Annotated in this window: 8 protein-coding genes and 1 pseudogene; 5 read left to right on the top strand and 4 right to left on the bottom strand. The window is 70.6% G+C overall.

Going from position 1 to position 13,412, the window contains the following annotated elements; translation table 11 throughout:
• Positions 1-2: 2 nt before the first annotated feature.
• Positions 3-406: pseudogene (tnpA, locus tag KME78_RS27975) on the bottom strand (IS200/IS605 family transposase).
• Between the two features lie 326 nt (positions 407-732).
• Between tnpA and KME78_RS27970 the strand changes: the two are divergent.
• Together KME78_RS27970 and KME78_RS27965 are read left to right on the top strand one after the other, a co-directional pair.
• The gene (locus KME78_RS27970; protein WP_219532350.1) at positions 733-1,557 is read left to right on the top strand and encodes a DeoR/GlpR family DNA-binding transcription regulator; all 825 of its coding nucleotides are present in this window, start codon (positions 733-735) and stop codon (positions 1,555-1,557) included.
• Positions 1,554-5,204 carry a glycosyl hydrolase gene (locus KME78_RS27965; protein ID WP_219532349.1) on the top strand — a complete coding sequence of 1,217 codons (3,651 nt, stop codon included), beginning with the start codon at positions 1,554-1,556 and terminating at the stop codon, positions 5,202-5,204. Before KME78_RS27970 ends, KME78_RS27965 begins: the two co-directional genes overlap by 4 nt.
• A 182-nt stretch (positions 5,205-5,386) precedes the next feature.
• Here the strand turns inward: KME78_RS27965 and KME78_RS27960 are convergent, their stop codons facing one another.
• Positions 5,387-6,268: an AraC family transcriptional regulator gene (locus tag KME78_RS27960; RefSeq protein WP_219532348.1), complete on the bottom strand. Its 882-nt coding sequence runs from the start codon at positions 6,266-6,268 to the stop codon at positions 5,387-5,389.
• A gap of 134 nt (positions 6,269-6,402) precedes the next feature.
• On the opposite strand from KME78_RS27960, the gene KME78_RS27955 reads away from it, so the two are divergent.
• Entirely contained in the window at positions 6,403-7,734 is a 1,332-nt protein-coding gene (locus KME78_RS27955; RefSeq protein ID WP_219532347.1) for a hypothetical protein, read from the top strand.
• A gap of 45 nt (positions 7,735-7,779) precedes the next feature.
• Here KME78_RS27955 and KME78_RS27950 read toward each other — a convergent pair whose 3' ends face one another.
• On the bottom strand, positions 7,780-8,568 hold the full coding sequence (locus KME78_RS27950; protein WP_308127159.1) for a DeoR/GlpR family DNA-binding transcription regulator: 789 nt from the start codon (positions 8,566-8,568) through the stop codon (positions 7,780-7,782).
• Between the two features lie 238 nt (positions 8,569-8,806).
• On the opposite strand from KME78_RS27950, the gene KME78_RS27945 reads away from it, so the two are divergent.
• Positions 8,807-11,695 carry an AfsR/SARP family transcriptional regulator gene (locus tag KME78_RS27945; protein WP_219532346.1) on the top strand — a complete coding sequence of 963 codons (2,889 nt, stop codon included), beginning with the start codon at positions 8,807-8,809 and terminating at the stop codon, positions 11,693-11,695.
• Positions 11,692-12,588 carry an alpha/beta hydrolase gene (locus tag KME78_RS27940; protein ID WP_219532345.1) on the top strand — a complete coding sequence of 299 codons (897 nt, stop codon included), beginning with the start codon at positions 11,692-11,694 and terminating at the stop codon, positions 12,586-12,588. The genes KME78_RS27945 and KME78_RS27940 overlap by 4 nt, the downstream gene beginning before the upstream one ends.
• Here KME78_RS27940 and KME78_RS27935 read toward each other — a convergent pair whose 3' ends face one another.
• Complete coding sequence (locus tag KME78_RS27935) at positions 12,589-13,404, bottom strand: SDR family NAD(P)-dependent oxidoreductase (RefSeq protein WP_246651997.1); 816 nt, start codon at positions 13,402-13,404, stop codon at positions 12,589-12,591. It abuts the gene before it with no gap.
• Positions 13,405-13,412 lie beyond the last annotated feature (8 nt).

Genomic DNA, 13,412 nt, shown 5'->3' with positions numbered 1-13,412 from the left:
GATCACCGGTTCTTCTGGTTCTCGACGTACCGCCTGACGACCTCCAGAGGCGCCCCTCCGACGGTGGCCACGAAGCAGGAGGAGCTGGTCCACAGCGTCGGCAGCTTCGACCTCAAGCTCGCAAACTCCTGACGCAGGACACGCGAAGAGCGACCCTTGACGGCCTTGACCAGCTTGTGGATCCCGAACCGCGGACCCACCTCGACCAGCAGATGCACATGGTCAGGCATGACGTCCAGCTCCACCAGCCACGCCCCCCATTCTCCTCGATCACCTCGCGAATGAGCTGCATGAGCCGTTCCTCGACCTCTCCGCCCAGCACCCGCCCGCGGTACTTAGGGCACCACACCACCTGGAAGACGCACTGGAAGGCGATGTTGCCGGTCGTGAGCAAGGTCACCGCCACCTGGGCCAACATAAAGCAACGACTCATCTACCGCTCAAAGATTCGACAGAAGAGCTCACCCCCACGGCCAAAGCCAGGGGTCCGCGCCCTAGATCACCGATCGAGGTCAGCGGCCCATCACGTCAGATGTGAAAATAACAGCCGCCGCGATACTCCGCGCGCCGAGCCACCACAGCCAGCCTGAGCTGGGACTTCACTTTCAAGACCGCTCGTCGGATGTTACGAGGTAGGGCTCATTGTAACGCTGGACAGCGTGAGAATCACATGTCAATGTTAAGCCGCGTTATGCTCCCTCCGCTTCGCGGAAACCCCCTCCGGAGACAGCCATGATGACCGACGACAGGGAAGCCCGGCGGGGACCCGCGCGGCGGCAGGAGGCCATCGCGGAGCGGATCCACGCCAAGGGCGAGCTCGCGGCCGCCGAGCTGGCCGAGCTGTTCCAGGTCAGCGTGATGACGATCCACCGCGATCTCAACGAGCTGGAACGCCAGGGGATCGTCCGCAAGCTGCGCGGCGGCGTCACGGCGCAGCCGTCCAGCGTCTTCGAGAGCAACGTCGCCTTCCGCGAGAAGTCGATGCGCAGGGAGAAGGACGCGATCGCCGCCAGGGCGGTGGAGCTGGTCGAGCCCGGCATGGCCGTCATACTCGACGACTCCACCACCAGCCTGGCACTGGCCAGGAAGCTGGAGCCGCTGGCACCGCTGACCGTCGTCACCAACTTCCTGACGACGATCGAACTGGTCGCCGGCATGCCCGGCATCCGGCTGATCGCGCTGGGCGGCGACTACGACGTGCTGCACAACTCCTTCCTCGGCGTCTCCTGCACCGACGCGGTCGCGGCCCTGCAGGCGGACCTGTGCTTCGTCTCCACCTCGGCGGTGACCGGCGAGTACGCCTACCACCAGGAGCAGCACATCGTGCCGGTGAAACGGGCGATGCTCGCCGCCGCGACCCGCAGCGTGCTGCTGATCGACCACACCAAACTGGCCAGGACAGCGCTGTACCGGGTCACGAGCCTCCAGACGTTCGACCATGTCATCGTGGACGACGGCGCCCGGCCGGAGGCGCTGTCCGGCCTCGACGAGCTGAACCTGTCCTACGACGTGGTGGCTGTGGCCACCTCTCCTTTGGACCCTTTGGAGCTGCCATGACCCTGCCGGCCGAGCTCGCCGACATCCTGCGTCACCCGCCTCGGGCGTACTCCCCTGCGGCCATCTGGTGGTGGAGCGGCGAGCGGTTGAGACACGACCGGCTGCGCTGGCAGTTGGAGCGGTTCGCCGAGGGCGGCGTGTGGAACCTCGTGATACTCAACCTGGCGCCGTCGGGACCGATGTTCGGCTCCGACGCCGACGACCCGCCGTTCTTCTCCGAGGACTGGTGGACCCTGCTGGAGCAGGTGTGCGCCGACGCCGAGGAGCTGGGGATCTCCCTGTGGTTCTACGACCAGCTCGGTTTCTCGGGCGCCGACCTCCAGGCCCGGCTGGTCGACCAGGAGCCCCGCTTCGCCGGCCGGTGGCTGTCGCCGGACGGCTCGGTGACCACCCGCGGCTTCGACTACCTGTCCGCCGAGGCGTGCGCGGCGCTGATCGACCGGGTGCACGGCGAGTTCGAGCGCCGGATGGGGCACCGGCTGGGCCGGGTCATCGCCGGTTCCTTCCAGGACGAGCTGCCCTCGCTCCCCACCTGGTCCGACACCTTCGCCGTGGAGTTCGAGAAGCGCCGGGGCTACGACCTCACCCCTCACCTGCCGCTGCTGTGGGCGGACGGGGAGGGCGCGGGCGAGGTACGCCAGGACTACCAGCGCACCCGAGCCGAGCTGGCGGAGGAGGCGTTCTTCCGCCCGCTCGCCGCCTGGCACGAGCGCCACGGCCTGCTGAGCGGCTGCGACCAGCAGGATCCCGCCCGCGCCGGCTACCCGGTGGAGGGCGTCCAGCTGTACGCCGACTACGCGCGCACCCACCGCTGGTTCAGTGCGCCGGGCTCCGACCATCACGGTGACGCGCGGGTGCACTCCTCGCTGGCCCACCTGTACGACCGGCCGCGCACCTGGATCGAGGCGTTCCACTCCAGCGGCTGGGGCGGCACGCTGGAGGAGACCTTCGACTGGCTGCTCCCCTGGCTGCGGGCCGGAGCCACGCTCTACAACCCGCACGCCGTCTACTACACGACCAAGGCCGGGTGGTGGGAGTGGGCGCCGCCGTCCACGGACTGGCGCCAGCCGTACTGGCGGCACCACCGCGTCTTCGCCGACGCCGTCACCCGGCTGTGCGCGATCCTGTCGCTGGGCCGGCACGCCTGCGACCTGGCGGTTCTCATGCCCACCGCGACCGCCCAGGCGAGCACGCGGCTCGACGGCGTGGCGGCGGAGGCCGCGCGGGCGCAGGAGGTCTACCGCGAGATCGTGGGCGAGATGGCGTGGTTCCGGATGCGGCCCGGCGCCCTGGACCGGCTCGGCCTGGACGCCGACGTGATCGACGACGACTCACTCCAGCGAGCCACCATCCGACCCACCACGGCCCACTCCGGCGCGGGCGTGAACTCTACGGCACGGACGCGGCTGGCGGTCGCGGACGAGTCCTATGCCGCGATCGTGCTGCCCGCGTGCGTCACGCTCGATCCGGCCACGGAGGAGGCGCTCGTGGCGTTCGTCGACGAAGGCGGGCTGGTCGTCGCCGTCGGCGCGCGCCCCGAGGGCCCGCTGCGCTCGCGGGTCCGCTTCGCCGCGACGACGGCCGACCTCGGCCCGCTGCTGTCGCCGCTGCGCCGGGTCGAGGCGCCGGTCCCCCCGCTGGTACGGGAGTTCGACGGCACCACCATCGTCTACCTTCAGGCCACCTTCCCCATGGCGAGCCGGGTGTCGGTCGAACGGCCCGACGACCGCGGCACCGACCAGGGCTGGGACTCGGCCACCATCGACTTCGACCCCGGCCGGTACGCCGCCGAGATGCCGGTGCGGGTGCACGGCGTCTCGGGGACGCCACTGCTGGTGGACCCGTTCGGGGGTGGTGTGCGCGCGTTGCCGTACACGGTGGACGGCGAGCACACCGAGGTCGTCGTGCCGTTCGACGCCGGTCCCGCCGCACTGCTCGTCTTCACCGGCGAGACCAGCGAGACCGGCGAGACCGGCGAGCAGGCGGCGACGCCCGAACCGGCCGCGCCCCCCACGCGGGAGCTCGACCTCGGCTCCGGCTGGGAGATGGAGCTCGTACCCACGCTGGACGACACCTGGGGCGACCTCGGCCACTCCGGACCGGTCCTGCACCGCTGGGAGGTCGAGCACCGCGTGAACAGCCTGAAGTGGCGGCCCGCGTACGCGACGTACGGCTCGCACGGCAGCTCACGGGTCGACGGCGGCGAGTGGCGGCCCGCGGTGTTCTCAACCTCGCGTGGCATCAGGAAGGACCCCATCCACCGCCGGACGCTCGGGCCCAAGGGTCACGTGCCGGAGGAGTTCCTGGACTTCGGCGAGGTGGCCATGGGGAAGAGCGCCTGGTTCAGGGCCGAGCTGACCGTGCCGGAGCACGGGTTCCTCGCGATCGGCGCGGCAGCCGCCAAGGCGGTGCGGGTCGACGGCCATGACGTCGAGCTGGACGACAGGGGCTACCTGGCGCTCGCCCGCCGGCCGCTCTCGCCCGGCAGCCACCTGCTGGAGGTCCGGCTGGTGCCCGAGGACGACGAGTGGCTGCGCGCGCACGTCGCCGTCGTGGCCAGCCCCGAGCACTACCTGCGCCCGGAATGGATCACCGGCCCGGCGGGGCCGGCCGAGCTGACCGCTTCGTTCACGCCGAAGGGCACGCTGCTCCAGGTGGCCTCGATGACGGCCTGCCAGGTGCTGGTCAACGGGGTGGAGATGGGGCGGCAGGGCGGCTTCGACCCGTACGCCGACGAGCGCAAGCCCCGGGTACGCCGCTACAACCTGGCCGGAGTGCTGCGGCCCGGCGCGAACGAGGTGACCATCCGCGTGGGAGACGGCGCCGAGCCGGTCCTGGTCGACGGCTGCGTCACCTCCGGGCCCGGCTGGTGGGCGACGCATGACGGCGAGCGCGCCCCGGCCGAGACCCGCAGGACGCAGTACCACGACCCCGCCGCCCTACACCTGCCGCGCCGCCCGCACCCGCTCCCCGGCACCGCCTGGCTGTCAGGGGACGAACCGGTCGCGTCGCCGGTCGTTCTGCCGGTCGTGCTGGCGGAGGAGGGTACGGCGGGGCGCGTCGAGTGGCTGCGCTTCGAGGTCCCACCGGGCGCGACCGCCCTGCGGGTGCCGTTGCGCGGCGCCGCCGAGCTGCTGGTCGACGGGAAGAGGGTGGCGGAGGGCTCCGGCTGTCTGGAGACGTCCCTCGACGGGCGGGCCGGGCCGCGCGAGGCCCTGCTGAGGGTGGTGACCGAGGCCGGGCACACCGGCGGCGCCATCCTCACCGGACCGATCGAGATCGAGACCGGCCCCGGCCCGATCGAGCTGGGCGACTGGGAGCGAACCGGCCTGCCGGAGTACAGCGGCGGCGTCCGCTATCGCCGCACCGTACGTCTCGACGAGCGCCCGGCCACCGGCCTCATGGACCTCGGCCGAGTGCGCGGCACCGCGGAGGTGCGGGTCAACGGTCACTCGTGCGGGATCAGGGTGTGCTCGCCGTACCGGTTCGACGTCGGCGCGGCACTGCGGGCCGGTGAGAACACGGTCGAGGTCGAGGTGTACGGCACGCTGGCGCCACACCTCGACGCGGTCAGCCCCACCCACTTCGTCTTCCCGGGACAACGGGTGACCGGCCTGCACGGTCCGGCCCGCCTACTGCTCGGCTAGCCGCGTTCCCACAGATACCGCTCCGCCACCAGCACCACGAACGATCGCCGCCCCGCTCCACAAAAGGACCCCAGCAACCACCATCCCCACTCCACAGAAGGACCCCAGCAACCACCGCCCCCGCTCACAAAAAGGACCCCAGCCGAAGTACGGCGGGGAGTGCGGGAACGTAGGCCAGCCACCTAGGTGCGAAACCGGTTCCGATAAGTCGTCGCACTAAGCCCGAAATACGCCTTGAAGCGGCGCGCGAAGTGGCTCTGGTCCGGCCACCCCACCGCCCGGGCGATCGACGTCACCGGCTCATCAGTACGCAACAGCAGGTCGGCCGCCGTCTCGACCCGCAGCCGACCCAAGTAGGCCATCGGCGGCAACCCGGTGGCCGACTTGAAGAGCCGCACCAGGTAGGCGGGGCTGAGCGCGACAGCCCCGGCCAGCTCGGCCAGCGTCCAGTCGTGGGCGAGGTCGCCTTCCACCATGCCCACCACCCGCATGACCGTCGGATGCGTCACCGAGCAGTCGGCCGCCGCCTCGTCCTGGCCGGTGTCGACGGTGCGGGACAGGTGCCCGAGGAAGAGCGAGAGCCAGCCGATGACGTCGGCCCGGTGCTGCTGGATGCTGCGATCGCGCAGCCGGTCGAGCGCCTCCAGGTAGCCGACGCACGTACGGAGATCAACTTCGTCCAGGTGAGTGGTCAGCAGGCCGCGGCGCTGCAACGAGTGCGGCCCGGTCCAGAGCAGGTAACCCAGCCGGGGGTCCTTGCGCGTCCAGGACAGCTCGTTGCGGAGGAGGTCGGTGCCGATGCAGCAGTTGTACAGGGCGAGCCGCGCGCAGTCCTCGTACCCGTGCCAGACGCCCGGACGCAGCAGGACGACGTCCCCGGCCCGCAGTTCCTGCCGTCCCGACGAGGAAAGGTGGACGGCCGTCCCGGCGACCACGACGGCGATCTCCACGAAGCTGTGCGTGTGCACGGGCTCCACGCCCTGGTGCGTGTATCGGCGCGCGTAGGCGGGCGAGCCGTCGGTGATGAAGAGCAGCCCGCGCGACAACTTCAGAGGGGTGGCCATCACAGCAGCCACCTTAACCACCGGGATTGACATCAATTTCGTCCGACTCAGACGTGTTTAGTGCTATCTGTGCGGCCACTCCGGCTTCCATGCTTTCTGCTGTCCGCCTCTCAACAGGATGGAGAGGACGCCCCTTGTCCAAAGCCGTGGCCAGAATCGCCGCCATCCTCCTGCTAGCCGCCGCCCCGCTCGCCGCCGCCACGGCGGCGCAGGCCGACCCCGTCAACGACTCCGCCTACGGAACCCCGCTCGTCGCCGTCTCCGGAGCCGGCGTCATCTGGCACCCGACGACCGGGCTGAGCACTCTCAAGGCGCAGTCGGGCCTCACGCAGGTCGACTTCGCCGACGTCATGACGAGCGCCAACCACCCCATGCGCACCTGCGACAGCACCGAGGCCGCGGGGCTGCCGATCAAGCCCGCCGCCACGGTCAGCTGGTGCTGGGACAGCGGTGACGCGAGCACCACGACCTGGATCCCGCAGAGCCTCACCACCTCCGGGGACGCCGACGACGACGGCACCTGGGGCGCGTACAAGGCCATCATCAGCGGCTGGAACTACTGCAACTCCGGCGAGTGCGGTGCGAACGCCCGCAACAACGACGCCAGGGTCGCCTTCATCGACTACACCAACCCCTCGGCGCCGAAGTACCGCTGGGTCTACCTGGTCGCGCCGACGGACGGCACCACCAACTCGAACGCCACCAGCTACTCCAACAACACCTTCGGCCCGGCAAAAGCTCATATGGGCGGCATGGCGTGGTACGGCGACAAGCTGTACGTCAGCGCGACCGGCGCCAACTCCACCGGCATCAGGGTCTTCAGCATGTCGGAGATCCTGCAGGTGAACGATGCGAGCTCGGCCATCGGCAAGACGAGCAGCGGGTACGCCGCCTACGGCTACCAGTACGTGATGCCGGAGGTCGGCTTCTACAGCTACGCCAGCGGCACGTGCACCATGAGCACCGACACGGGCGTGCCCTGCTTCGCCTCCATCTCCCTGGACCGCAGCACCAGCCCCGACTCCCTGACCGCCGTGGAGTACTTCAGCGACCCCGCCCTGCACGGCAGGGTCTACCGGTACAACCTCGGCGGCCCGAACTTCCTGCTGAGCGCCAACGCCAGCGGCTACACCCCGGCGGCCCAGGCGTACCGCACCCGGGTCGGCAACATGCAGGGAGTGCTGTCGTGGAACGGCACCTGGTACGTCTCGCACAGCTGGGCGGACGAACGAGGCGAGCTGTGGGCCCTGAACACCTCCACCGGCAGATCCCACACCTGCACCAACCCCTACAGCTCGGCATATGAGTGCTGGGGCTTCCACCCCGAGTCGCTCACCTACGACTACGCCACAGGCCTGGTCTGGTCGCTCACCGAGTGGACCAAGAACCAGTGCGCCACCGAAACCGCCACCCCACTGAACTGCGGCCGGACCATCTTCGCCTTCCCCCGCACCGCACTCCCGTAGCCCATCTCCGGGAGGAGGGTGAGCCCCCCGTGCCCTCCTCCCGCCCTACGCCTCGCCGACCTGGGCGATGTCGACCCGGTGATGCCGATCGCGGAGCCGTTGTACGGCCTCGGGAGGCGCGTTCGAATCGACCACGATGACGTCGAAGGCGTCGAGAGGAGCGACCCTGTGCAAGGCCACCCGGTCGAGCTTCGTGTGGTCGACCGCCAGGATGCAGCGCGTGCCCGCGGCCACCATGGCCCGCTTGACCAGCACGATCTCCTGCTCCTGATGGAAGGCGTGCCGGTCGGAGATGGCCGAGGTGGAGACGACCACGGTGTCGGTGTTCATCGCCTCGACCGCGTCGACACAGGCCACGCCCAGGAAGGAGTCGTGCGTCGGGTAGTACTCGCCGCCGAGCGCCATGAGCCGGATGCCCGGCATGGGGGCGAGCAGCTTGATCGCCTCCAGGAAGTTCGTCACCACGGTCAGCGGAGCCGCCTCGTCAAGATGGCGGGCGACGGCCAGCGCGGTCGTGGAGTCGTCGAGCATGACCGAACTGCCCGGCTCGATCAGCCCCACCACGTGCCGGGCGATCGCCTCCTTCTCCGCCGTCTGGGCGGTCTTGCGGTAGGCGATGTTGCTCTCGAAGATGCTGGACGCCTGGGCACTCGCGCCACCGCGGTATTTCCGCACCATGCCCTGGCTCTCCAGCAGATCCAGGTCACGATGGACGGTCATCACACTCACACCGAACGTCTCGGCGAGCTCCGTCATCGAGGCCGAGCCCTGCCGCAGGACATGCTCCGCCATGGCCTGGCGCCTGGTGGCCCCACCGGCCGCCCGTGACTTCACCTACGGCACTCCCCATGCATCGGTGAGACCTTCACGAATCCTTATAATCTCTCACACCACCGGCACCATGAGGAGCGACCTGGCATGCCCTGAACCGGCTCAGGGCTGGAAACGGTGCTCGCCTCGCCGGTCTGGCCTGCGCGCTGGCGACCCTGAGCAAGCGGTGATCTGCCCCGGGAAATAGCCCAACGACACCGGTTGAGGTCCATGGCCTAATCTGCCCTTCGGAGGAGAGCTGATGACCATGGACCTGCGGTTCGCCGTGTTGGGGCCGTTGCGGGGCTGGCGAGGCGAGGAGCCGCTGGATCTCGGTCGCCCGCAGCAGCAGGCGTTGCTGGCGCTGTTACTGCTGCGCCAGGGCCGCGCACTGTCCGATGAGGCGATCGTGGACGGGCTGTGGGGTCAGGCGCCGCCCGCGCGGCCGACGCACGCGATGCGGATTCTGGTCTCGCGGTTGCGGCCGGTTCTGGAGCCGGACGGGTCGCCCTGGAAGGTGCTGACCACGGTCTCCGGCGGCTATGCGCTGCGGCTTCCGCCGGGCGCGTTGGACGCCGCGGTGTTCGAGGAACGGGTGGAGGCGGCCGACAAGGCCCGGGCCGCCGGAGAGCTGAGCCGAGCCAGGGACCTGCTGTCCGAGGCGCTCGCGCTGTGGTCCGGCGTTCCGTTGCTGGGGCTGCCTGGGCCGCAGGCCGAGGCTCATCGAGCCCGGCTGACCGAACGGCGGCTGCTGGCCCTGGAACACCGGCTGGAGCTGGACCTGGAGCTGGGTCGTCACCAGCGGCTGGTCGCGGAGCTGACATCGTTGTCCGAGGAGTTCCCGTTGCGGGAACGCCTGCGGGGGCTGTTGATGCTCGCGCTGTACCGGTCCGGACGCCAGGCCGAGGCGCTGGCGGTCCACGCCGCCACCCGCGTGTTGCTCGCCGACGAGCTCGGCGTCGATCCCGGTCCCGACCTCACCGCCCTCCACCAGGCGATACTGCGCGCCGACCCGGCACTGGCCGCTCCTGTTCAGGCGCCTGCCCGTACGGCTCCCGCCCAGTTGCCCGCCGACGTCGTCGATTTCACCGGACGGCAGGCGCTGGTCGGGGAGCTGACCGGCCTGCTGCACGAGGGCGCGAGCCTGGTGATCTCCTCGGTGTCGGGCATCGGTGGCGTCGGCAAGACCGCGCTGGCCGTCCACGTGGCCCATCTGGTCCGCGACCGCTATCCCGACGGGCAGCTGTACGTGGACCTGCGCGGTGTCGAGGCGGCCCCGCTGGCGCCGGCGGCCGTGCTCGCGGCGTTCCTGCGCGCGCTGGGCGTCTCCGGTGACAGCATCCCCGAGGACCTGGAAGAGCGGGCCGCGCTCTATCGCACCACGCTGGCGAACCTGCGGATGCTGGTCGTCCTGGACAACGCGGCCGACGCCGACCAGGTCCGTCCGCTGCTGCCGGGTGCGACCGCCAGCGGGGTCGTCATCACCAGCCGGGCCCGGCTGATCGGTCTGAACGCCGACCGGATGATCGATCTGGCGGCGCTCACGAGCGGCGAGGCGCTGGAGTTGTTCACCCGCATCGTCGGGACCGCCCGCGTCGCCGCCGAACGCCAGGCCGCCGAGCAGGTGGTCGCCGCCTGCGCCTGCCTGCCGCTCGCGGTCCGCATCGCCGCCTCCAGGCTGGCGGCCCGGCCGGGGTGGACCATCGCCTCGCTGGTCGTCCGGCTCGCCGACCAGCGCCGCCGATTAGCCGAGCTACGCACTGGCGACCTGGCGATGGAGGCCACCTTCTCCCTGGGGTACGGCCAGTTGGACGTCGGCCAGGCCAGGGCGTTCCGGCTGCTGGCCGTACCCGATGGCGACGACTTCTCGGTGGCCGCGGCGGCGGCCGTACTGGATCTGGAGGACTGGGCGGCGGAGGACCTGTGCGAGTCGCTGGCGGACGCCGGGCTGCTGGAGGCGCCGAGTCCGGGCCGCTACCGCTACCACGACCTGCTCAAACTGTACGCTCGCGGACTTCCCGAGCAGGACCGGGACGCGGCGTTGCACCGGCTCGTCGACTTCTACCTGGCCACCGCCAGAAGCGCGCAGTCCGTGCTGGAGCCGGACGCGCTCTCGACCGCCCGGCAGTCGCCCACCGTCTCGCCCGGCCTGGCCTTCGCCGGCCATCCGGCGGTGGAGGGGTGGCTGGACGCCGAGGTGGCCAACCTGTTCCACACGACGCTGCAGGCCGCGTCCGATCCGGCCGTGGCGGATCTGCTGTACGTGCTGCTGTACGTGGCGCGGGTGCACCTGCGATGGGAGCAGATCCGGCAGATCGCCCAGACGATCGCACAGGCCGCGGCCGAGCGAGGCGACCGGCGCAGCCACGGCCTGGCCCGTACGGCTGTGGCGGCGATGCTCATCTTCCAGCGCTCACTCAATGAGGGGGTCGAGGAAGGAACGGCGGCCCTCGCGCTGGGCCGGGCGATGGACGACCCGGTGATCGTGGTGGAGAACCTGCAAGTGCTCGGCGCCGCCGCGATGATCCGGCGTGACTACGAGGCCGCCATCGGTCATCTCACCGAGGCGCTCCCCCTCCATCGCGAGCTGGGCGATGTGGCCGGAGTAGGAGCGGCCCTGGGGATCCTGTCCCGGGCCTGCCTGGCGCTGGACCGGCAGGACGAGGCCGTCGACCTGGCCAGGCAGGGCGTGAAGCTGGTACGGGAGACGCGGCGCTCGCGGGATCTCGGCACCCGGCTGTACGACCTCGGCATCGTGCTGCACGGGGTCGGCCGGTGCGACGAGGCGGCCGAGGCCTGGGCGGAGTCGCTGACCCGGCACCGGGCCGCCGGTGATCGCCTGATGGAGGGCGGCGCCCTGTTCCGGCTGGCCGAATGCCATCTGGCGGCGGGCCTGTTCGACGAGGCCAGGGTACGAGCGGAAGAGGCCGTGGCGGTGAACGTCGAGATCGACGCCGCCTGGGAACAGGCTCGGGCGCTGACCACACTCGGCAAGGCGCTGTCTCTGCTGGACCAGGAGGAGAGCGGCCGGGCCCGGCTGCGGGAGGCGTTGGAGATCTTCGAGCGGCTCGACGTTCCCGAGGCGGAGGACGTACGGGCGATGCTCTGGCAGTCGGTTGGCAGTCGAGGTCCGGCACCGTTGTCCACATGACAGAGACCACTGTGGAAAAAGTGACCTTCGACGCCGACGGCATCACCCTCGCCGGGCACCTGCACCTGCCCGCCACGGCCGACCGCGGACTGCCCGCGGTCGTGGTGGCAGGGGCGTGGACCTCGGTGAAGGAGCAGATGGCCGGGCTGTACGCGCGGCGCCTGGCCGAGCGCGGTCTCGCCGCGCTGGCCTTCGACTTCACCGGGTTCGGCGAGTCGGGCGGTGAGCCGCGTGACGTGGAGTCGCCTTCGCTGAAGGTCAGGGACCTGAGCCACGCCGTCGGCTACCTCTCCTCCCTGGACCGGGTGGCGCCGGCCCGGATGGGCGCGCTGGGCATCTGCGCCGGTGGCGCGTTCGCCGCGGTGGCCGCCGCCGACGATCCGCGGATCGCCTCGCTGGCGCTGGTCGCGCCCGGCCTGCAGGACGGCGAGTTGATGCGGCTCGCCCTGGGCGGCGAGGAGGCCTTCGCGGCGCGGTTGGCGGCAGGGCAGAAGGCCCGCGCGCACTTCGAGGCGACCGGCGAGGTCGAGTACGTGCTCGGAGTCAGCGAGACCGACTCCACGGCCGCGATGTTCGGCCCGTACGCCTACTACCTGGACCCCACCCGGGGCGCCATCCCCGAGTGGGGGAACAGGTGGGCGACCATGGCCTGGGCCGAATGGCTGACCTTCGAGCCGCAACCGTCAGCGGACCGCATCACCGCGCCCGTGCTCATCGTGCACAGCGAGAGCGCCGGGATCCCGGTGGGCGCGCGCCGGTTCGCCGACCGGCTGACCGGGGCCAGGGAGCTGGTCTGGCTGGAGGGCCGCGGCCAGTTCGACTTCTACGACACCGAGCCCACGGTCACCGAATCCGTGGACAACGTCGCCCGCCACCTGCACGCCACCCTCTGATCACCCGAGGTCGTGGGCCCGGTGCAGACCCAGTCTCCGGTTCAGCTGCCCGGTCAGCCGGGTGACCGTGGTGCGGGGCAGTACGCGAGGAACCCACGACGCCACCCTGTTGACCGCCCGCCCCGGATAGGAGTTGACCGCGCCCCTGGCGAAGGCGTCGAGGGTCTTGACCGCGACCCCTTCCGGCGCATCGATGAACGCCGGATTCATGGTGGCGGTGGTGCCGTCGAAGAACCCCGTGGCGGTGGCTCCGGGGTGGGCTCCCATGACGCGTACTCCAGTGCCGCGAAGCTCCTCGGCGAGCGACTCGGTGAACGACAGCACGAACGCCTTCGTCGCCGCGTAGCTGGCCTGGTACGGCATCGACTGGAAGGCGGCCGTGGAGGCCACGTTGATGATCCCACCGTGTCCCCTTTCGGCCATGCGGCCGCCGAGCACGTGGGTCAGGCTCATCAGGGCGGTCACGTTCAACTCGACGGAGCTGACGTTCCGCTGGAGCGAACTGCTCAGGAACGGGCCGACGGCACCCGCGCCCGCGTTGTTGACCAGCAGATCGACGGTGTGGCCCCGCCGGTCCAGCTCCGCGATCAGGCCCGTCACCCCGTCGGGCGCGGTGAGATCGGCCGTCACGGGGTGCACGTCGACCTGGTGCGCCTCGCGGATCTCGTCGGCGACCCGGCGCAGCGCGTCGCCGGAGCGGGCCACGAGCACGAGATGAGCGCCTCGCCGCGCGAGTTCGTGCGCGTAGGCCGCGCCGAGTCCCTTGGATGCGCCAGTGACGAGCGCGGTGACACCGCGGTACCTGTACATGACCATCCCCCACC

The organism is Nonomuraea guangzhouensis (assembly GCF_019396345.1).
Lineage (GTDB): Bacteria > Actinomycetota > Actinomycetes > Streptosporangiales > Streptosporangiaceae > Nonomuraea > Nonomuraea guangzhouensis.
The sequence above is the reverse complement of the archived record's forward strand: the minus strand, read 5'-3'. Positions and strand labels throughout refer to the sequence as shown.